Origin of the sequence: Streptomyces sp. CWNU-52B (genome assembly GCF_047444975.1) — a bacterium.
Lineage (GTDB): Bacteria > Actinomycetota > Actinomycetes > Streptomycetales > Streptomycetaceae > Streptomyces.
On sequence record NZ_JBLFJV010000057.1, the window covers coordinates 1 to 20,128 of the forward strand.

Below are 20,128 nucleotides of genomic sequence, written 5' to 3' on the forward strand. Positions count from 1 at the left end.
GGCTTCCTGGGTGTGGTGGGGGTCGAGGTTCACGACCACCAGAACCGTGTCCGAGCCGCGTGCGTCCGTGCCGGATTTCGAGTACGCGAGCACCGCCTCCTTGTCCGTCCGGTGGAAATGCAGGTTCCGCAGTTGCCGAAGTGCCGGGCTGCGACGCCTGATCGAGTTGAGAGCGGAGATCAGCGGGGCGATGCTGCGGCCCTCCCGCTCCGCCGACTCCCAGTCTCTCGGACGGAGTTCGTACTTTTCGGAGTTCAGGTATTCTTCGCTGCCCTCGCGCACCGGTACGCCTTCGCACAGCTCGAACCCGCTGTAGACACCCCAGGTCGGGGAGAGCGTCGCCGCCAGGACCGCACGCAGTTCGAAGGCGCCCCGGCCGCCGTGCTGCAGGAACTCATGCAGGATGTCAGGGGTGTTGACGAAGAAATTGGGCCGCATGGCGGCGGCCGTCTCACCGGAGAGTTCGGTGAGGTATTCGGTCAGTTCCTGCTTGGTGTTGCGCCAGGTGAAATAGGTGTACGACTGCTGGAAGCCGATCGCGCCGAGCGTGTGCATCATCGCCGGGCGGGTGAACGCCTCGGCCAGGAAGATCACATCGGGATCGGTGCGGTTGATGTCCGCGATGACCTGCTCCCAGAAGATGACCGGTTTCGTATGGGGGTTGTCGACGCGGAAGATCCGCACCCCGTGCCCCATCCAGAACCGCAGCACCCTGAGCGTCTCCCGCACCAGCCCCGGCATGTCCCGGTCGAAGGCGATCGGATAGATGTCCTGGTACTTCTTCGGCGGGTTCTCCGCGTACGCGATCGTGCCGTCCGCCCGGTGCTGGAACCACTCCGGGTGCTTCTCCACCCACGGGTGGTCCGGTGAACACTGGAGAGCGAAGTCGAGGGCGATCTCCAGGTCCAGCTCGGTGGCCCGGCGCACGAACGCGTCGAAGTCGTCGATCGTGCCGAGGTCCGGGTGGACCGCGTCGTGCCCGCCCTCCGGGGAACCGATCGCCCACGGCACCCCGACGTCGTACGGCCCCGGGTCCAGCGTGTTGTCGGGGCCCTTGCGGAAGGTCGTGCCGATGGGGTGGATCGGGGGCAGGTACACCACGTCGAAGCCCATCGCGGCGATCGCGGGCAGCCGCTTCGCCGCGGTCCTGAAGGTGCCGCTGACCGGCGCCTCGCCGGGCTCGACCACCGCGCCCTCCGAGCGCGGGAAGAACTCGTACCAGGACCCGAACAGCGCCCGCTCCCGCTCGACCTGCAAGGTCAACGGGTCGGCGGCCGTGACCAGTTCGCGCAGCGGGTGGCGCGCGAGGACATGGTCCACGTCGGGGGTGAGCGCGGCGGCGAGCCGGGCCGCCGCGGGGCGGTCCGTGTCGCGCAGGGCGGCCACGGCGGTGAGGATCGCGGTGCGCCGGCCCCTGCTCCTGGGCACCCCGGCCGCGGCACGCTCGTACAGCAGCGCGCCCTCCTCCAGGACGAGTTCGGTGTCGATGCCCGCCGGGATCTTGATCTGGGCGTGGTGGCGCCAGGTGGTGACCGGATCGCCCCAGGCCTCCACGGTGTACGTCCAGTGGCCCGCACGCGGTACGGAGACGGTGGCGCCCCAGCGGTCGGTGCCCGGGGCGAGTTCGCGCAGCGGGGTCCAGGGGCCGGTGCGGCCCTCGGAGTCGCGCAGGACGACGTTCGCGGCGACCGCGTCGTGGCCCTCGCGGAAGACCGTCGCGGAGATCTCGAAGGCCTCTCCCACCACGGCCTTCGCGGGACGGCGGCCGCCCGTGACGAGAGGACGCACGTCGAGGACGGGGATGCGGCCGATGACGGGGGTGGCGCGCTCGGGCTCGGGCGTGGCTTCCCGTGCGGGATCCGGGGTGGGAACCGGTGCCGGATCCGGTGCGGGATCCGGGGTGGGGGCCGGCGTGGGAACGGCGGGGCCGGCTTCCCTCCCCCGGTCGGGGGCCGGTGTGGTGCCGGGCGTCGGGGGTGGTGACGGCTGGTGGTGCGTGGCGGGCATGACCGCTCCTGTCCGCGTCAACGTGGGTGGGCGGATGGGGGTGTGGGGAGGTGGGTCCTGCGGTGGTTGTCGAAGGAGCCTTCCCACCCTTTTCGGGTGGGCAATCCGGCACCGTGTTAACTACTCGCACGTATGTCGACACACAAGACCGGCCTCACCCGATGGGAATCCGCCATCGATCCGCCATCGATCCGCCGAGGATTCATGGGACGAGGCCGGTCTGTGAATACGCAATCGACTACGGGTTGTTCACCTGGAGGAGCTTGTTCGGCGAGCCGAGACCCGGGTCGGACAAGGTCCCGGCGGCGGCCCGCTCGACGAGCGCCTCGCCGACCTCGGCGGGAGCCGCCGTGGCATGGTCGGCGAGATACAGCGCGGCCGCGCCCGCGGCATGGGGCGACGCCATCGAGGTACCCGAGAAGGTCGCCGTGCCGGTGTCGCTCGCAGGGGAGGCGGACGTGACGTCCACGCCGGGCGCGAACAGGTCGAGACCGGGACCCCAGTTGGAGAAGTACGCCCTGGCGTCGTTCTGGTCGCTCGCCCCGACCGTGATCGCCTCCTTGACGCGGGCCGGTGAGAAGAGGCTCGCCGGGAGGTCGTCGTTGCCCGCCGCGATCGTGTAGGTGACCCCGGAGGCGATGGAATTGCGTACGGCCGCGTCCAGTTGGGGATTGGCGAGACCGCCCAGGCTCATGTTGGCGACGGCCGGTTTCCTGGCGTTGCGTGTCACCCAGTCGATGCCCGCGAGGACCTGCGACAGTGTCCCGGCCCCGGTGTCGTCGAGCACGCGGACGGCGACGACGTGCGCCTGTTTCGCGACGCCGTACGTCGTGCCCGCGATGGTGCCGGCCACGTGTGTGCCGTGGCCCTGGCCGTCCTGGGCGACGGCGTCGTCGTCGACGAAGTCCCAGCCGGAACTGGCCCGGCCGCCGAACTCCTGGTGCGAGACACGTACGCCGGTGTCGATGACGTACGCCGTCACGCCCTGCCCCGCGGACTCGGGCCAGGTGTAACTGCGGTCCAGCGGCAGGTCCCGCTGGTCGATGCGGTCGAGGCCCCACGGCGGATCGGACTGCTGGTGCGTGACGGACACGGTGGCGTCCCGTGAGACCGAGGCCACCCGTGAGTCGGCGGCCAGCCGCCTGGCCTGCTGTTCGCCGGCCCGCACCGCGTAGCCGTTCAGTGCCGTGCTGTACGTGTGGCTTATTTTCGCTCCGTACTTGGTGGCGAGGGCCTTGCCCGCCTTCGACGGAGCCTGGGTTCCCCCTTTGAGCGTCACGATGTAGCTGCCGCTGACGGAGCCATGGGCGGAGCCACTGACGGAGCCGGCTCTCCCGCTGTCGGACAGCTGTCCCTCGGGAGCGGCGTGGGCGGGCAGAGCGGACGCCGAAAGCGCCGCGGCCGTCATGACCGCGGCCAGGCCTCCCGCCCGGTGCAGCCGCCGTGTGCGCGTCACTGCCATGGTGTGAGTTCCCCTCCTCGACTCGGCGTGACCCCGGCCGCGGGCGCGCGCCCTTGCTCGGGCGCCCTCGCGGGCTCGCGGACCCCGGACGGGTCTGGACGGGCCAGGGAAGGCCGTGGCCGGATCGCCATTCGGAGCCTCTCGTGCGACGTGAAGCACCACAAGGCCGCAGAGCGGGGCGGAATCGGCCATATCGCCCGGTCGTCGTGGGCGGGGCGGCGGGCAAAGGTTGCGGCGACATCAAGCCGACCGAAGGGGTCGGGAGGCCGAGGGTCGGGCTCGGGACGTCGAGAGGCCGAGGGGGCGCGGGGTCGAGGGAGGGGGGCGCGTGGCCGTGCCGTCCATGCCCCGCGGCGGCGGGGCGCGCCGGGTGCCGGGGCGGTCCGGAGCATCCCGGCAGCGGCCCCGCGCTTTGGGCGACGCGCTGTGCGCCGTAGTTGCGGAGGCACTCTCGCCGCTACCGTCGTGGGGGACGAGACGAAGGGCGCACATCGACGTGTGGCCCTCACGGTCCCCTCGGGGGCCAGGCTCCGGTTCGCCGCCCCGGTACGTTCTTCATGCCCGGTACGTCCTTTGTGAAGGTGGAAGCCCGTGAAGGCCATCCGCAGGTTCACCGTGCGTCCCGTACTCCCCGAAGCGCTGCTCCCCCTCAGCGACCTGGCGCGCAACCTGCGCTGGTCCTGGCACGCCGAGACCCGTGACCTCTTCCAGTCCGTGGACCCCGAGCGCTGGACCGCCTCCGGCTGCGATCCCGTACGCCTCCTGGGGAGCGTGTCGTCCGGGCGGCTGGCCCAGCTCTCGGAGGACCGGCGTTTCCTGCGGCGGCTGTCCGTGGCCGCCGACGATCTGAACGACTATGTGACAGGGGAGCGCTGGTACCAGTCCCAGCCGTCCGAACTCCCCGACGCCGTCGCCTACTTCTCACCCGAGTTCGGCATCACGGCCGCGCTGCCCCAGTACTCCGGGGGCCTGGGCATCCTCGCCGGTGACCATCTCAAGGCGGCCAGCGACCTCGGCGTACCCCTGATCGGCGTCGGACTCCTCTACCGGCACGGCTACTTCCGCCAGTCCCTGTCCCGGGACGGCTGGCAGCAGGAGCACTATCCGGTCCTGGACCCCAACGAACTGCCCGTCTCCCTGCTGCGCGAACCCGACGGCACGCCCTCCCAGGTCTCCCTGGCGCTGCCCGGCGGTACGGCCCTGCACGCGCGGATCTGGCTGGCCCAGGTCGGCCGGGTGCCGCTGCTGATGCTCGACTCCGACGTCGAGGAGAACGACCTCGGTGAACGGGGTGTCACCGACCGGCTGTACGGCGGCGGCAGTGAGCACCGGCTGCTCCAGGAGATGCTGCTCGGCATCGGCGGGGTGCGGGCCGTGCGGACGTACTGCCGACTGACGGGGCACGCGCGGCCCGAGGTGTTCCACACGAACGAGGGCCACGCCGGGTTCCTCGGTCTGGAGCGCATCCACGAACTGTCGTACGAGGAGCTCGACTTCGACGCCGCGCTGGAGGCGGTCAGGGCCGGGACGGTCTTCACGACCCACACCCCGGTGCCCGCCGGTATCGACCGCTTCGACCGGGAGCTGGTGGCCCGCCACTTCGGCCCCGAGGCGGAACTCCCGCGCATCGACGTCGAACACATCCTGCGCCTGGGCCTGGAGACCTACCCGGGCGGTGAGCCGAACCTCTTCAACATGGCGGTGATGGGGCTGCGGCTCGGCCAGCGGGCGAACGGGGTCTCCGTGCTGCACGGCCAGGTGAGCCGCGAGATGTTCTCGGGGCTCTGGCCCGGCTTCGACCCGGCGGAGGTACCGATCACCTCCGTCACCAACGGCGTGCACGCCCCCACCTGGGTGGCGCCCGAGGTGTTCCGGCTCGGCGCCCGGCAGATCGGCGCGCAGCGGACCGAGGACGCCCTCACGGTGGGCGGCTCCGACCGCTGGGACGCCGTCGCGGACATCCCCGACCAGGACATCTGGGAGCTGCGGCGTTCGCTGCGCGAGCAGTTGGTGGTGGAGGTGCGGGAGCGGCTGTACGCGTCCTGGCGGCAGCGGGGCGCGGGGACGGCCGAACTGGGCTGGATCGACGGGGTGCTGGACCCGGACGTCCTCACGATCGGCTTCGCGCGCCGAGTCCCCTCGTACAAGCGCCTGACGCTGATGCTGCGGGACCGGGACCGGCTGATGGACCTGCTGCTGCACTCCGAGCGGCCGGTGCAGATCGTGGTGGCGGGCAAGGCGCACCCGGCCGACGACGGCGGCAAACGCCTGGTCCAGGAACTGGTGCGGTTCGCCGACGACCCGCGTGTGCGCCACCGCATCGTCTTCCTCCCCGACTACGGCATGGCGATGGCGCAGAAGCTCTACCCCGGCTGCGACATCTGGCTCAACAACCCGCTGCGCCCCCTGGAGGCGTGCGGCACGTCGGGCATGAAGGCCGCGCTCAACGGCTGCCTCAACCTGTCGGTCCTGGACGGCTGGTGGGACGAATGGTTCGGCCCCGACTTCGGCTGGGCGATCCCCACGGCGGACGGCACCGCGGTCGACGACGACCGCCGCGACGAACTGGAGGCCGCGGCCCTCTACGACCTCCTGGAACAGCGAGTGACCCCGCGCTTCTACGAACTCGGCCGGGCCGGCCTGCCCGACCGCTGGATCGAGATGGTCCGCCGGACCCTGACCCACCTGGGCCCCAAGGTCCTGGCGGGCCGCATGGTCCGGGAGTACGTGGAGCGCCTCTACACACCGGCGGCCCTGGCCCACCGCTCCATGGACCACTCCGCGTCCAGGGAACTGGCGGGCTGGAAGTCCCGGGTGCGCTCGGCCTGGCCGCACGTCACGGTCGACCACGTCGAGACGACGGCCGCGACCCCGACGGCCGAACTGGGCTCGACGCTCTCCCTGCGGGTCCTCGTCGGCCTGGGCGACCTGGCCCCGGACGACGTCGAGGTCCAGGCGGTCTCGGGCCGCGTCGACGCGGAGGACCGCATCACGGACGGCACGACGTTCCCCCTGAAACCGGCGGGCGGCCCGGACCAGGAGGGCCGCTGGCTCTACGAGGGCCCCCTGGCCCTCGACCGCACGGGCCCCTTCGGCTACACGGTCCGAGTCCTCCCGACCCACCGCCTCCTCGCTTCCAGCGCGGAACTGGGCCTGGTGACGGTGCCTTCCGAGGGGGCGGTGGAGGGGGCGGGGGTACTGCTGCGGTGAGGGCGCCACCTGTCGTTCGGGCTTTGTCACGGCTCCTGGACCGTGTCGGGTGTGTGGGTGAAGTCCCTGATGAGCCGTGCGAGGCGGGTCGGCTGGTCCAGGGGGACGAGGGTGTAGCTGTCGTCCACCTCGGCCAGACGGCTCTGGGGCAGGAGTTCGGCGAGGCGGCGGCCGTGTTCCGGTGGCATCACTCGGTCGCCGTGGGCCCAGACCACGAGTGCCGGGTGGTTGAAGCCGGGCAGGCGTTCGGCGGCGGCCAGCAGGAGGCCGGTGTCGGCCGCCAACGCTCGCAGCATGCGCACGGCGTCGCGGCGGATCGCGGGCTGCCGCATGACCGGTCTCGTCCACCGGGCGGTGGCGGCGTCCCCTCGCTTGGTCAGCCACCCGAACGCGAGGGGCAGTCGACGGACCGGCCGCAGCCGCATCTGCTGCATGAACAGCCCGAACATCCGGGGCGAGAGTTTTCCGGTCAGCAGGAGCGTCCGGCCCGTCAGCCCCGGTGGGAAATTGTCGAACGCCTCACAGGAGACGAGTACCGCCCGCCCCACGCGCGCCGTGCCGTCGCCCATGAGCAGTTGGACGAGCGCCCCACCGGTGTCGTTGCCTACGAGGGTGACGTCGCGCAGATCGAGCCGGTCGAGGAACTCCGTGACCAGCCGGGCCACCCCGGGCAACGACAGGTCCGCACCCGCGTGCATCGCGTGACGATGGGCGCCGAGGGGCAGCGTCGGTGCCACGCACCGGTGCTCGGCGGACAGGTCGGCGATCGGCCCGTCCCACAACGAGGCGTCCATCATCAGCCCGTGCAGCAGCACCAGTACGGGGCCGTCGCCGCCGGTGTCCTCGTACTCGATCCTCCCGGCGGTCAGCTCGATCTCCCTCATGTGCTCCCCCTCACGCGTTGCCCCTCATGACCGTCGGTTCAGTGGACTCCGGTGCCATCGCTCTGTCCATGTCCGGGGTCGGGGTATGTGGCCGTCGCCCGCTCAGTGCCGCCGCGCTCAGGAGTCCGAACGCGACCACGGCGGCGGCCGTCCGTACGGCGTGGGCGATCTGCCAGCGGTCACGCACACTCGCCCAGTCCGCCGGGGGCGCCTGCACATTCCAGTGGAGCTGATCCGCGTTGATGGGGAGGCTGACGGCGAGCGTCGTGGCGAGGACGGTCAGGAGCAGGGCGAATGCCGTCGACGTCAGCCAGAAGGCCCAGCGGGTACGGTCTCGCGCCTTGACGGCCGTCGCTGCCAGAACCGCCGTGGACAGCAACGCCGGCAGGAGGGTGGCGGAGGCGAGGTCGTCCAGTCGCAGCAGTTCGACCTGTCGCACCTGGGTGTACACCGACCCGTCGAAGCGCCGCAGCGAGACCTCAAGGACCAGGACCGCGACGAGGAATCCGGCGAACACCCCCGCGAAGGCCAGCGTCGCGAAGCGCAGTGCCGTGGCCGTCCGTTCGCCCCTCATGAGGGCCCCTGGTCCCGCAAGTCCTGGAAGGCGGCCGCGTGTTCTGCCGCCCAGTCGGCGAAGGTCAGGGCAGGGCGGCCCAGGAGCCGTGCGACGGTGTCCGTCGTCGGCCCCGGCTGCTTCAGACAGGCGGCGGCGTAGCCGATGACCCGGTCGGGCACGTCCTCGGGCAGGCCCTGGGCGAGCAACGCCCGGCGCAGCCGCTCGGGAGGAATCTCCTCGAACGTCAGCTTCCTGCCGATGGCCTCGCCGATGACGCGGGCCTTGTCGTGCTGGGTGAGCGACTCGGGCCCCGTGATCGCGTAGGCGCGGCCGTCGTGGGCGGGGTCCAGCAGGGCTCGTACGGCGACCTCGGCGACGTCCCGCTGGTGGATGGGCGAGGTGGCCGCATCCCCGTACGCGCCCCGCACGACGCCCGTGGCGCGAATCTGCGGCGCCCAGGCCAGGGCGTTGGCCGCGAAATCGGCGCACCGCACGAACGTCCAGGCCAGCCCGGAGGCCCTGGCCGCGGCCTCGACCGCCTCGAACTCCTCGGCGAAGCGCCGGTACCCGCCGCCGTACTCCACGGTCACCGCCGACAGCACCACCACCCGCCGTACCCCGTGTTCGCCCGCCAGCGCCAGCAGTTCGGCGCTCGACTCCCCGACGGCACGCGGGCTGAGCAGGATGGACTCCACACCGTCCAGCGCCGACGCGAGCGACCGGGGCCTGGACGGATCGCCGACGACCGTCCGGACACCGTCGGCGAACTCGGGGGCGAACTCGGCGGCGGCCTCGGCGGTGGCCCGATCGCGGGTGACAGCCGCCACCTCGACCCCCTGGGCCGACAGCAGCTTCACCACCTCGCGGCCCACGGTTCCGGTCGCGCCAGTAACCATGATCATGGTGCACACTCCCGTCCGGGATACCTTGTTCTCCGTAGAGCAGATATTATGAGGAGCGTAACATATGAGTTCCGTAGAACATGGCGACGCTCGCCGGCGCAGGCGGCTGGGCGGTGAGATCCGGGAGTCGTTGCGCGCGCTGGGCGTCCAGCTCTCCCTGCTCAATCAGCAGGTCGGCGCACGTCTGGAGCTCAAGACCGTCGACATCGACTGCCTCGATCTGATCAACCGGCACGGCCCGATGGGTCCCAGTGCCCTCGCCCGCCTCGCCGGGCTGCATCCCGCCACCCTGACCGGGATCCTCGACCGGCTCGAACGCGGCGGCTGGATCGCCCGCGAGCGCGATCCGAACGACCGCCGCGCCACTCTCCTGCGCCCGCTGCGCGACCGGAACCCGGAGATCCTCGGGCTCTACTCGGGGATGACCAGCGCCGTCGAGGAGATCTGCGCCGACTACGACGAGACCGAGCTCCAGTTGCTGGCCGACTTCCTGCGCCGTACGTCGACGGCCGGCCGCAGCGCGACGGACGAGCTGGCCGAGCGCTGATGGATGGTGACTATGGACGGTGAAGGGTGAAAGGTGAAGGGTGGATCGAGGGGCGTCCGCCCTCAGAACTCCTCTAGAACTCCTCTAGAGCTCCTCTAGAACTCCTCGTCGTCCGCGCACATCCGGCGCAGCACCGTCCCGCACCGGCGTGCGTACGCGTGCTGCAAGCCCCGCGTCGCCGGGCCGCCCGCCCGGGTGTACCACTTCGCCGGGCGGCTGAAGGCCGTGATCGTGAGCCAGACCGTGCCGTCGCCCGTACGGTCGACGACGAACGACTCCTCGCCGGACTCCGGGTGGCCGGGGAGGGTGCCGTAGGCCCAGCCGGCCCGGCGGGGTTCGTCCAGGGTCCAGACGACGCGGCAGGGGGCCTTGATCCGGCCCAGGCCGACCGTCACGTCCGCGCCGGGTGTGGCGTGGGGGGCGTCCGTGGTGATCGTGACGCCGACCGCTCTGTGGAGTTCCCAGGTCAGGACCGCCTGGGAGGCCGATTTGAAGACCTCGTGGCCCTCACCTATACGGCTGCGGAGGTGCAGGGGGTGGAAGCCGGGTGGGCACCGGCCGTCGCGGGTCGCGCCCACATCCTCGTACGTGAAGGGCATGGGAACCAAGAGTAGGGCGGTACCCGGGGCGACGAGGGCCCCGGGTACCGCCCGCCCGTGACGGGACTGACGTCAGGCGACGTTCACGCCTGACCAGGCGGCCGCGACCGCCTTGTACTCCGTGCTCGTCGAGCCGTACAGCGCCGACGCCGCGCTCAGCGTCGCCGTACGGGCGCCCGCGTACTTCGTCGTGGACGTCATGTACTCGGAGAGCGCCTTGTACCAGATCTTGATCGCCTTGTCGCGGCCGATCCCGGTGACCGTCGAGCCGTTCGACGTCGAGGAGTTGTAGCTGACCCCGTTGATCGTCTTGGCGCCGCTGCCCTCAGAGAGGAGGTAGAAGAAGTGGTTCGCGGGGCCCGATGAGTAGTGGACGTCCACCGAGCCGAGGCTGGAGGACCAGCTGTCCTTGGACGCGCCGTCCTTGCTCGGCTTGTCCATGTAGCGCAGCGGGGAGCCGTCGCCGTTGATGTCGATCTTCTCGCCGATGAGGTAGTCGCCGACGTCGGACGCGGTGGCCGCGTAGAACTCCACCGCCGTGCCGAAGATGTCGGAGGTCGCCTCGTTCAGACCGCCCGACTCACCGCTGTAGTTGAGTCCCGCGGTGTTCGCCGTGACACCGTGGCTCATCTCGTGGCCCGCCACGTCCAGCGAGGTGAGCGGCTTGGCGTTGCCCGAGCCGTCGCCGTACGTCATGCAGAAGCAGGAGTCCTGCCAGAAGGCGTTGACGTAGCCGCTGCTGTAGTGGACGCGCGAGTAGGCCGCGACGCCGTTGTTCTTGATGCCGGTGCGGCCGAGCACGTTCTTGTAGAAGTCCCAGGTGGCCTGGGCCCCGTAGTGCGCGTCCACCGCGGCGGTCTGGGTGTCGGACGCCGCGCCCGAGCCCCAGGTGTCGTCCGCGTCGGTGAAGAGGGTGCCGGTGCCGGACGTACCCCGGTTGAGGTTGTACGTCTTGTGCGAGCCGCGGGACGTGTCGTTGAGCTGGTAGGTCGAGCCGGAGAGCGAGGTGCCGATGGTGACGGTGCCGGAGTACTGGCTCTTGCCGACACCGGTCTTGACCGCCTCCCACTCGTACAGCTTCTTGCCCGTCTCGGCGTCGGTGACGACGTGCAGCTCCTGCGGGGTGCCGTCGTGCTGGAAGCCGCCGACGACCGTCTCGTAGGCCAGGGCGGGCTTGCCGTCCGCGGCCCAGACGACCTTGCGGGGTGCCTGGTCGGCGGCCGACTTCTCGCTGCCCTCGGCCTTCGCGGCCGACACGGCCTGCTTCTCGGCCGCGGACCTGGCGATGGCGGGGGTGACGTCGGCGACCTTGATGGTGGCCTTGGTCGCCTTGGTCACGCCCTTCGTCACACCGGCCTTGGTCTCGTGGACGACCAGGTCGCCGCCGAGGACCGGGAGACCCTCGTACGTGCGCTCGTAGCGGGTGTGGGTCGTGCCGTCGGCGTTCTTGATGACGTCTCTGACGACCAGTTTCTCCTTGGCGCCGAGACCTATCTCCTCGGCGGTCGCGGGCGTGGCCGCCTCCGCCTTCTTGATGAGGCTCGTGCGGGCCGCCGGGGACAGCGGCACCGCGGAGGCGGCGAGCGTCGTCTCGCCGGCCGTGTCCGCCGGGGTCTGGGCGGAGGCGCCGGTGCTCAGACCAGCGGTGAGGAGCGCTCCGGCCGCGACAGCGGTGGCGATGGCCAGAGTGGTGCGCTTGCGACGCGCGTAGAGGGGGGTCACACAAGCTCCTTCGTGGGGGATGTCCGGCCGGTATGGGGGGGTGGCCGGACAGAGATGAAGTTGCGGTGCGGGTGCGCCTGCCGTGCGAGGTGGAGCCGGGTGGTGCGAGGTGAACAGTGCCAGGTGGGTCGCGTACATGTCAGCTGGGCGAATAAAGGTTGGCCGGAAATCGTCCGCTGCCCGAAGATCCGCGTACGCATTACGGACGCGATCTCCGGCAAAGCTCCGGCAACGGGACCGGAAGTGCGCAGCAAGAGATCGGCAAAATGCAGGCAAAGTGGGGGTAGGTGCGAGGGGTTGAGCCCGGGACTACACCCACGGCGGGCCGGTTCGTGCACCTGGGTCGCGGGGAGGTGGTCTTCCGGCCACTGGTCGTTCCCCGACGCCCCGTGCTCGCCCGTGCCCGCCCGATCCCGCACCGTCAACTGTCGGATCCCGTGGGTGACTTCGGAGGGCGCGCGGACGATACCCGGCTTGTCGGCGACGTCCGCCGAGGCCGCCGAGTCGACCGAGTCCGCCGAGTTCGAGGAGCTGAAGGGGTCGGGCGGTGCGTCGAGTCGACCTGGGTCACCGGGTCGACGGACACGTCGACGGACACGTCGGCGCGCCAGGTGCGGACGGTGTCCGGTGTGACGATCGCATGCGGCGGTGTGTTTCCGGCCTGGCTGAAAACAGTTGTTCAGGAGGTGGCGGCGGCCCCGTCGTCCGGATTCGACACCGAGGTCGGGCGCTCACCGTGCCACGAGTGCCAGAGCGCCGCGTACGCGCCGTCGGCCGCCACGAGGCTGTCGTGGGTGCCGAGTTCGGTCAGCCGGCCGTCCTCCATCACGGCCACCCGGTCCGCGTCGTGCGCGGTGTGCAGACGGTGCGCGATGGCGATGACGGTGCGCCCCGCCAGCACGGCGGCCAGCGCGCGCTCCGTGTGGCGCGCGGTCGCCGGGTCGAGGAGCGCCGTGGCCTCGTCGAGGATCAGGGTGTGCGGATCGGCCAGTACGACCCGGGCCAGCGCCAGTTGCTGCGCGCGCGAGCCGTCCGCGACGGGGGCCCCGCCCGGCCGGGCGCCGCCGGCCGTCAGGGACGGGCCGCCGGAGCCCAGCTGCGCGTCGAGCCCGCCCGGCAGCTCCCTGACCCAGTCGTCGGCGCCGACCGCGGCCAGCGCCGCCCACAACTTCGTGTCACCGGCGGCCGGTTCGGCGATCAGCAGATTGTCGCGGACCGTGCCCAGGAAGACATGGTGCTCCTGCGTGACGAGCACGACCTGCCGCCGCAACTGCTCCGGGTCCAGGCCCGCGATCGGCACCCCGCCCACCGTCACCGAGCCGGAGCGCGGCTCGTCGATGCCCGCGAGCAGCCGGCTCAGGGTCGTCTTCCCCGCGCCGGAGGGCCCGACGACGGCCAGCCGCTCCCCGGGCCGCACGGTCAGGTCTACCCCGCGCAGCACCTCACCGCCACGGTCGTACGCGTACCGCACCCCCCGCACGTCGATCCGGTCGTCCGCCGGAGCGGAGGAGCCGGACGGCACCGCCCGGGGAGCCCGGCCCAGGCCCTCCACCCGCGCGAACGAGGCACCGCTGCTCTGCAGTTGCTCCACCCGCATCAGCAAGGTGTCGAGCGGCGTCGTCAGCTGACGCAGGTACAGCGCCGCCGCGACCACGGCCCCCAGGGTCATCGACCCTCGCGCGTGCAGGGCGCCGCCCACCATCAGGACGACGGACACGGGAAGGACGTACGAGATGTCCACGGACGCGAAGAACACGCTCCGCAGGTACAGCGTGCGCATCCGGGTGCGCCGGGACGTCTCCAGGGCGTCCCGGCTCGCGGTGACGCGCCGCCGCTGAAGGCCGAACGCCTCGACGGTGCGCGCGCCGGACGCGGTCGCCGAGACGATCTCGGCGACCTCCGAGGTGGCCGCGCCCTCGGCGAGGTAGGCGGTGCGGGCCCGGCGCAGATACCAGCGCAGGGCGAACCAGATACCGGCCTGGGCGAGCACCGCGCAGCAGCCGAGCAACGGGTCGAGCACGAAGACCGCGCCGACCAGGAGCAGCGCCTGCACCGCGGACACCAGCAGTTCGGGCCCGGCGTCGCGCAGGGTCGTGCCCACCGCGGCGACGTCGGCGGTGCCGCGGGCCGTCAGGTCACCGGTGCCCGCGCGCTCCACCACGGAGGCGGGCAGCGCCAGCGTCCGGTCCACGAACTCCTCGCGCACCCGCGCCAGCGTCCGCTCACCGAAGCGGTGCCCCACGTACCGGGCGGCTCGGGCCAGCAGCAACTCGGCCAGCGCGCACACCAGGATGACCAGCGCCAGCCGGTCCACGGTGCCCACGCCGCGGCCGGCCCTGACCTCGTCGATGATGCGGCCCAGCAGCCACGGGCCGGCCAGACCGACGGTGGCGGTCAGCGCGTTCAGGGCGAGCACGACGGCGAAGGCGCGGCCGTCCGCGCGGATCAGGCGGGCCGCCGCCGCCCGCACGACGGCGGGCCCGGCGACCGGCAACTGCGTACTCATCGCACGACCTCTTCCACCCCGCCGGCCTCGCCGGCCGTCTGTGCCACCCCGGGCTCCCGCGCCTCCTCGCGGGCCACCAGCGCGCGGTATCCCGGCTCCCCGTCGAGGAGTTCGCGATGGCTGCCGTGGGCCGCGACCTCGCCGTCGACCAGGTAGTACACGGTGTCCGCCTGGTCGAGGACGAGCGGAGAGGTGCTGGTGACGAGGGTCGTGCGGCCCGAGCGCGCGGCCCGCAGCCGGGCGGCGACCGCGGCCTCGGTGTGCGCGTCGAGCGCCGAGGTGGGCTCGACCGCGAGCAGCACCTCGGGATCGGCGAGCAGCGCCCGCGCCAGGCGTACGCGCTGGCGCTGGCCGCCGGAGAGGCTGCGGCCCTGCGCGTCGACGGCCGAGTCGAGCCCGTCGGGGAGCCCGAGCACGATGTCGTCCGCGACGGCCGCGTGCACGGCCCGGCCGATGTCCGCCGCCAGGCGGTCGTGGCGGCCGGAGAGCAGGGCGCGCAGGGTGCCCGCGAACAGGTCGGCCTCGTTGTCGGCGACCAGGACGCGCTCCCGTATCCGCGGCAGGGCGATCGCGTCGAGGCGTACGCCGCCCCAGGTCGCCGCGGACTCGTCGTACCGGCCCAGGCGGTCGACCACGGCGGCGGACTGGGCCGGCCGGGCCCCGGCCAGCGCGGTCAACGTGCCCGGTGCCAGCGCGACACCGGACTGCGGATCGTGCAGCACGGCGGGCCCGGCCGGGGCGTCGAGCGACGTGTCCCGCGGGGGGCCGGCGGCGTCCGTCGCCGGGGAGGCCGGGGCCGGCGGCTTCAGGTCCAGGTCCAGGTCCAGAGGCTTCAGGGCCAAGGGCTCCAGGGCCAGGAAGCGTACGACGCGGCGGGCGGCCACCACGCCCCGGCTGACCTGGTGGCCGCACTCGACGAAGAAGGCCACCGGACCCACCAGGACCGCCGCGTAGCCGTACACGGACACCAGCTCGCCGACGCTGAGCGAGCCCTGGGCGGCGAGCCGGGCCGCCAGCCAGGTCACCACGGCCAGGAAGACCGTCGGCAGCCCGACGCCGAGCGCCTGGATCCAGCTGGTCACGGACCCGACCCGGTACCCCTGCTCCCGCAGGCGCCGGGAGTCTCGGCGGAAGGCGTCGGCGAACAGGCCCTTGCCGCCCAGGCCGTTGAGGACGCGCAGCCCGCCGGCGAGGTCCCCGATCCGTGCCGTCAGCACCCCCTGCCGCTCGCGGTACTCCGTCTCCGTGCCGCGCAGCCTCCCCAGCAGCGGACCGACGAGTACGACGATCACTGGCACCCCGAGCAGGACCACGGAGGCCAGCGGCGGCGAGACCGAGAGGAGCAGTCCGGCCACCACGAGGTAGGCGGCGGCCGAGCCGACACCGGGCCCGACGACGGTCAGCGCCTGGCTGATCGTCAGCACGTCGGCCACGCCGATCGTGACGACCTCGCCGGTCCCGGTCTGCCGGGACAGCCCGGCGCCCAGCCGGGTCGACTGCTCCACCACCAGCTTCACCGAACGGAAGTTGGCGTCCATCCGGACCTGGGTCATCGTGCGGTGGCGCAGGACGCCCACCCCGGTGTTGAACACCCCGAGGACCAGCAGCGCGGCGGACCAGCCGGCCAGCGCGGTCTGGTCGCCCGGCTCCAGGCCGTCGTCGATCGCCCGGGACAGCAGATACGGCGTCAGCGCCAGGAGCACCAGCCAGGTGGTGGCCAGCAGCGCGCCCGCCGCGGAGCGCCCCGGCTGCCGGGTGACCAGCCACCACAGATACCGGCCGCCGCCGCGCAGGTCGGGCACCCCCGGATCCCCGTACGCCAGGTCGTGGGCCCGGTCCGCCCGGCTGCGGACCGCACGTCGCAGGGTCATTCCGCGGGTCCCTGCACGAGGCTGTCCCGCCAGGCCCGGTGCAGATCCGCGAACCGGCCCGTGTCCGTGATCAGCCGGTCGGGGGTGCCGTCCTCGACGATGCGGCCGTGCTCCATGACGAGGACCCGGTCGGCGATCTCCACCGTCGACAGCCGGTGCGCGATGACCACCGCCGTACGCCCGCGCAGGACCGTGTGCATGGCCCGCTGGACCGCCCGCTCGCCCGGCACGTCCAGCGAGCTGGTGGCCTCGTCCAGGATGAGCACCGCCGGGTCGGCGAGCAGCGCCCGCGCGAACGCGACCAGTTGACGCTGACCTGCCGAGATGCGCCCGCCCCGCTTGCGTACGTCCGTGTCGTAGCCGTCCGGCAGCGCGCTGATGAAGTCATGGGCGCCGATGGCCTTCGCGGCCCGCTCGATGTCCTCGCGGGAGGCGTCGGGGCGGCCGATGGAGATGTTCTCGGCGACCGTGCCGGAGAACAGGAAGGCCTCCTGCGTCACCATCACGACCCCGCGCCGCAGCTCGGGCACCGAGAGCTCGCGCAGATCCACGCCGTCGAGCAGGACCCGGCCCGTCGTCGGGTCGTAGAAGCGGGCCAGGAGCTTGGCGAGCGTCGACTTGCCCGCGCCCGTGGAGCCGACCACGGCGACGGTCTGGCCCGCCGGGAGCGTCAGCGAGAAGGTCGGGAGCACCTCACCGCCCGTGCGGTACGCGAAGCGGACGTCGTCGAAGACGACCTCGCGGCCCGGGAGTTCGGAGGCGAGCGCGGGCAGGGCGCGCGGCCGCTCGGGCTCGGGCACCGAGGGGACCTGGGCCAGCAGGCCCGCGACCTTCTCCATCGAGGCGGCCGCCGACTGGTACGAGTTGAGGAACATGCCGAGCCGGTCGATCGGGTCGTACAGCCGCCGCAGGTACAGCACCGCGGCGGCCAGCACACCCAGCGCCAGGGAGCCGGACGCCACCCGGTACGCGCCCCACAGCACGATCCCCGCGACCGCCGTGTTGGCGACGAGCCGGGAGCCGACGACATAGCGGGCCATCTCCAGGATGGCGTCGCCGTTGACCCGCTCGTGATGGCTGTTGAGCGCGTGGAAGGCGGTGTCGTTGACGGCCTCGCGGCGGAAGGCGCGGACCGGCCGGATGCCGTTCATCGTCTCCGCGAACTTCACGATGACGGCGGCGATGGCGGTCGAGCGGACGCCGAAGATCCGCCCGGCGCGGTGCTGGTAGAGCCGGATGAGGAGGTACAGCGGCACGAACGAGGCCACCGCGACGGCGCCCAGGCCCAGGTCGAGCCAGAGCAGCATCGCCGAGATGTAGACGAACGACAGGACGACGGTGATGAGTTCCTGGAGGCCCTCGCTGAGCAGTTCGCGCAGCGACTCGACGTCCGTCGTGGACCGGGAGATGAGCCGCCCGGAGGTGTAGCGCTCGTGGAAGTCGACGCTGAGCGCCTGCGCGTGCCGGAAGATCCTGCCGCGCAGGTCGAGCAGGACGTCCTGGTTGACACGGGCGGACGTGAGGATGAAGCCCCACTGGAGGGCGCCGGCCGACAGCGAGCACAGCGCGTAGGCGGCCGCGACCGCGATCAGCGGGCCGTGGTCGTCCGCGCGGAAGGCCGGTACGGCGCGGTCGATGGCGTACGCCACCAGCAGCGGGCCCGCCTGCACCGCCGCCTGCTGGAGCAGGAGGAGGACCGCCGTGAGGGCGACACGCGCCTTGAGGGGCGAGAGCAGGGAACGCAGGAGGGCGGAGGTGGCGCGCGGGGGAGCGGGAAGGGCGTCACGGTCGAAGGGGTCGCCGTCCTCGAACGGCGGGACGGCCCGCTGCTCCGCGTCGCCGGTTGCCGGCGCGGTGGTCGTGGGCGCCGTCATCGGTTCTCCCTCTCGGTCGTCTCTGTCCTTCCCGACATCAGCCAGGCGTACTCCGTGCTCGTGCGCAGCAGTTCGTGGTGGGTGCCGACGGCGGTGACCCGGCCCCCGGAGAGCAGGGCCACCCGGTCGGCGAGCAGGACCGTGGACGGCCGGTGGGCCACGACCAGGGCGGTCGTCCCGGCGAGTACGCGGCGCAGGGCCGCCTCGACCAGGGCCTCCGTGTGGACGTCCAGGGCGGAGAGCGGGTCGTCCAGGACGAGGAAGCGGGGGTTGCCGACGACCGCCCGCGCCAGGGCCAGGCGCTGGCGCTGGCCGCCGGAGAGGCTGAGGCCCTGCTCGCCGACCTGGGTGTTCGTCCCGTGCGGGAGGGTGTGGACGAAGTCGGCCTGGGCGACGGCCAGGGCCCGGCCCAGGTCGGCCTCGTCGGCGGTGTCGGCGGCGCCCATGAGGACGTTCTCGCCGACGTCGGCGGAGAAGAGAGTGGGCTCCTCGAAGGCGACCGCCACGAGGGCGCGCAGCTCCTCCCGCGGCATTCCGGTGATGTCCACGCCATCGAGGGTTATCCGCCCCGCCGTGACCTCGTGCAGCCGGGGGACGAGCGCGGTGAGCGTCGTCTTCCCGGAGCCGGTGCCGCCCACGAGGGCCATGGTCTCGCCGGACCGGATGTGCAGATCGACGCCGTCGAGGACGGGAACGCTGTCGGGGGGCGCGTCGGGATACCGGAACCGGACGCCTTCGAACCGAAGCCCGCCGCGACCGGCGTCAGTGATGTCAGCGGCGTCAGCGGCGTCAGTGGCGTCGGAGACGACGGAGACGACGGAGAATCGCGGGGCCGCGGGCTGCCGGGCTCCCTCCGTCACACCCTCCGTCACCCCCTGCGACTCCGGCTCCGCGTCCATCACCTCGAAGTACCGCTCCGTGGCCGTCGCCGCCTCCTGGCTCATCGCCAGCAGGAAGCCGATCGACTCGACGGGCCAGCGCAGCGCGAGCGCCGTGGACAGGAACGCGACCAGCGTGCCGGCCGACAGGGAACCGTCGGCCACCTGCACCGTCCCGAGCACGAGGGCCGCGCCGATGGCCAGTTCGGGCAGGGTCGTGATGGCGGCGTAGATGCCGGCGAGCAGGCGCGCCTTGGCGAGCTCCGTGCCGCGCAGGGTCCTGGAGAGGTCCCGGAAGGCGAGGGCCTGGCTGCGATGACGCCCGAACCCCTTGATGATCCGGATGCCCAGCACGCTCTCCTCGACGAGCGTCGTCAGGTCGCCGACCTGGTCCTGGGCCTGCCGCGCCACCTGTGAGTACCGCTTCTCGAAGACCCAGCAGACGATCATCACGGGCACCGCGGGCGCGAGCAGCACCAGCCCCAGCGTCCAGTTCTGGGCCAGCATGATGAGGACGCCCACGAGGATGGTCACCGAGTTGACCAGCAGGAACGTCAGCGGGAACGCGAGGAACAACCGCAGCAGCATCAGATCGGTGGTGCCCCGCGACAGCAACTGCCCCGACGGCCACCGGTCGTGGAACGCGATGGGCAGCCGCTGCAGATGCCGGTACAGGTCCGCCCGCATCGCCGCCTCGACCCCGGCCAGCGGTCTGGCCACCAGCCACCGCCGCAGCCCGAAGAGCACCGCTTCGGCGATCCCGAGGAGCAGCAGGAAGAGGGCGCCGAGCCACACCCCGTCCGTGTCCCGGTCGGCCACCGGACCGTCCACGATCCATTTCAGGACGAGCGGGATCACCAGCCCCGTACAGGAGGCGAGGACGGCTGTCACCGCCGCGACGCCGAGCCGTGCGCGCACCGGCCGTACGTACGGCCACAGGCGCAGCAGGACGCGCACGGCCGAACGGCGGCGGTCGGGGGAACGGCTCTCGGTGACTTCCTCGGCGGGCGCAGGTGTGGTTGTCATCAGCAGCGAGCCTACGGATCGGCACTGACAACGCCCACCGAGTTTTGGCCGGGTCGGCGTCGGCCGCTGGTCCTACGACCTGGG

At 72.1% G+C, this 20,128-nt stretch carries 13 protein-coding genes; 2 read left to right on the forward strand and 11 right to left on the reverse strand.

The features are described 5' to 3' along the window. Together ACLVWQ_RS37110 and ACLVWQ_RS37115 are read right to left on the reverse strand one after the other, a co-directional pair. Positions 1-2,007, reverse strand: a 2,007-nt coding sequence (locus ACLVWQ_RS37110; RefSeq protein ID WP_414113697.1) for an alpha-1,4-glucan--maltose-1-phosphate maltosyltransferase, incomplete at its 3' end; no start/stop codon positions are given. Between the two features lie 238 nt (positions 2,008-2,245). After that, positions 2,246-3,469, reverse strand: a complete 1,224-nt coding sequence (locus tag ACLVWQ_RS37115) for a S8 family peptidase (protein WP_414113698.1) — start codon at positions 3,467-3,469, stop codon at positions 2,246-2,248. 591 nt (positions 3,470-4,060) lie between these two features. Here ACLVWQ_RS37115 and glgP point away from each other — a divergent pair. After that, positions 4,061-6,679: an alpha-glucan family phosphorylase gene (gene glgP / locus ACLVWQ_RS37120; protein WP_414113699.1), complete on the forward strand. Its 2,619-nt coding sequence runs from the start codon at positions 4,061-4,063 to the stop codon at positions 6,677-6,679. 26 nt (positions 6,680-6,705) lie between these two features. Here glgP and ACLVWQ_RS37125 read toward each other — a convergent pair whose 3' ends face one another. Genes ACLVWQ_RS37125 through ACLVWQ_RS37135 form a run of 3 tightly spaced genes read right to left on the reverse strand, consistent with a single transcriptional unit; the run spans position 6,706 to position 9,021 of the window. After that, entirely contained in the window at positions 6,706-7,563 is an 858-nt protein-coding gene (locus tag ACLVWQ_RS37125; protein ID WP_414113700.1) for an alpha/beta fold hydrolase, read from the reverse strand. Between the two features lie 10 nt (positions 7,564-7,573). Continuing rightward, complete coding sequence (locus tag ACLVWQ_RS37130) at positions 7,574-8,137, reverse strand: anthrone oxygenase family protein (protein ID WP_414113701.1); 564 nt, start codon at positions 8,135-8,137, stop codon at positions 7,574-7,576. Next, positions 8,134-9,021 (reverse strand): NAD(P)H-binding protein, encoded by an 888-nt coding sequence (locus ACLVWQ_RS37135; RefSeq protein ID WP_414113702.1) that lies wholly within the window; start codon positions 9,019-9,021, stop codon positions 8,134-8,136. The genes ACLVWQ_RS37130 and ACLVWQ_RS37135 overlap by 4 nt, the downstream gene beginning before the upstream one ends. Before the next feature lie 64 nt (positions 9,022-9,085). Here ACLVWQ_RS37135 and ACLVWQ_RS37140 point away from each other — a divergent pair, with 64 nt between their 5' ends. Further along, positions 9,086-9,568 carry a MarR family winged helix-turn-helix transcriptional regulator gene (locus ACLVWQ_RS37140; RefSeq protein ID WP_414113703.1) on the forward strand — a complete coding sequence of 161 codons (483 nt, stop codon included), beginning with the start codon at positions 9,086-9,088 and terminating at the stop codon, positions 9,566-9,568. Between the two features lie 95 nt (positions 9,569-9,663). Here the strand turns inward: ACLVWQ_RS37140 and ACLVWQ_RS37145 are convergent, their stop codons facing one another. The 6 genes from ACLVWQ_RS37145 to ACLVWQ_RS37170 all read right to left on the reverse strand — a co-directional run bounded on the left by ACLVWQ_RS37145 (position 9,664) and on the right by ACLVWQ_RS37170 (position 20,044). After that, the gene (locus ACLVWQ_RS37145) at positions 9,664-10,167 is read right to left on the reverse strand and encodes a DUF1990 family protein (RefSeq protein WP_414113704.1); all 504 of its coding nucleotides are present in this window, start codon (positions 10,165-10,167) and stop codon (positions 9,664-9,666) included. A 72-nt stretch (positions 10,168-10,239) separates the two neighbouring features. After that, complete coding sequence (locus tag ACLVWQ_RS37150; protein WP_414113705.1) at positions 10,240-11,889, reverse strand: M4 family metallopeptidase; 1,650 nt, start codon at positions 11,887-11,889, stop codon at positions 10,240-10,242. A 679-nt stretch (positions 11,890-12,568) separates the two neighbouring features. Then, positions 12,569-14,395, reverse strand: coding sequence for an ABC transporter ATP-binding protein (locus ACLVWQ_RS37155; RefSeq protein ID WP_414113706.1), 1,827 nt, complete (start codon positions 14,393-14,395; stop codon positions 12,569-12,571). After that, the gene (locus ACLVWQ_RS37160) at positions 14,392-16,266 is read right to left on the reverse strand and encodes an ABC transporter transmembrane domain-containing protein (RefSeq protein WP_414113707.1); all 1,875 of its coding nucleotides are present in this window, start codon (positions 16,264-16,266) and stop codon (positions 14,392-14,394) included. Before ACLVWQ_RS37160 ends, ACLVWQ_RS37155 begins: the two co-directional genes overlap by 4 nt. Next, a complete protein-coding gene (locus tag ACLVWQ_RS37165) occupies positions 16,263-18,140 on the reverse strand; it encodes an ABC transporter ATP-binding protein (protein WP_414113708.1) in 1,878 nt (625 codons plus the stop codon). Before ACLVWQ_RS37165 ends, ACLVWQ_RS37160 begins: the two co-directional genes overlap by 4 nt. Beyond that, the gene (locus ACLVWQ_RS37170; protein WP_414113709.1) at positions 18,137-20,044 is read right to left on the reverse strand and encodes an ABC transporter ATP-binding protein; all 1,908 of its coding nucleotides are present in this window, start codon (positions 20,042-20,044) and stop codon (positions 18,137-18,139) included. The genes ACLVWQ_RS37165 and ACLVWQ_RS37170 overlap by 4 nt, the downstream gene beginning before the upstream one ends. Positions 20,045-20,128 lie beyond the last annotated feature (84 nt).

Bases quoted from the DNA above. Each gene is read 5' to 3' on its own strand.
- ACLVWQ_RS37130 (WP_414113701.1), bottom strand. From the start codon at position 8,137: ATGAGGGGCGAACGGACGGCCACGGCACTGCGCTTCGCGACGCTGGCC.
- ACLVWQ_RS37165 (WP_414113708.1), bottom strand. From the start codon at position 18,140: ATGACGGCGCCCACGACCACCGCGCCGGCAACCGGCGACGCGGAGCAG.
- ACLVWQ_RS37145 (WP_414113704.1), bottom strand. From the start codon at position 10,167: ATGCCCTTCACGTACGAGGATGTGGGCGCGACCCGCGACGGCCGGTGC.
- ACLVWQ_RS37125 (WP_414113700.1), bottom strand. From the start codon at position 7,563: ATGAGGGAGATCGAGCTGACCGCCGGGAGGATCGAGTACGAGGACACC.
- ACLVWQ_RS37115 (WP_414113698.1), bottom strand. From the start codon at position 3,469: ATGGCAGTGACGCGCACACGGCGGCTGCACCGGGCGGGAGGCCTGGCC.
- ACLVWQ_RS37170 (WP_414113709.1), bottom strand. From the start codon at position 20,044: ATGACAACCACACCTGCGCCCGCCGAGGAAGTCACCGAGAGCCGTTCC.
- ACLVWQ_RS37160 (WP_414113707.1), bottom strand. From the start codon at position 16,266: ATGACCCTGCGACGTGCGGTCCGCAGCCGGGCGGACCGGGCCCACGAC.
- ACLVWQ_RS37155 (WP_414113706.1), bottom strand. From the start codon at position 14,395: ATGAGTACGCAGTTGCCGGTCGCCGGGCCCGCCGTCGTGCGGGCGGCG.
- ACLVWQ_RS37135 (WP_414113702.1), bottom strand. From the start codon at position 9,021: ATGATCATGGTTACTGGCGCGACCGGAACCGTGGGCCGCGAGGTGGTG.
- ACLVWQ_RS37140 (WP_414113703.1), top strand. From the start codon at position 9,086: ATGAGTTCCGTAGAACATGGCGACGCTCGCCGGCGCAGGCGGCTGGGC.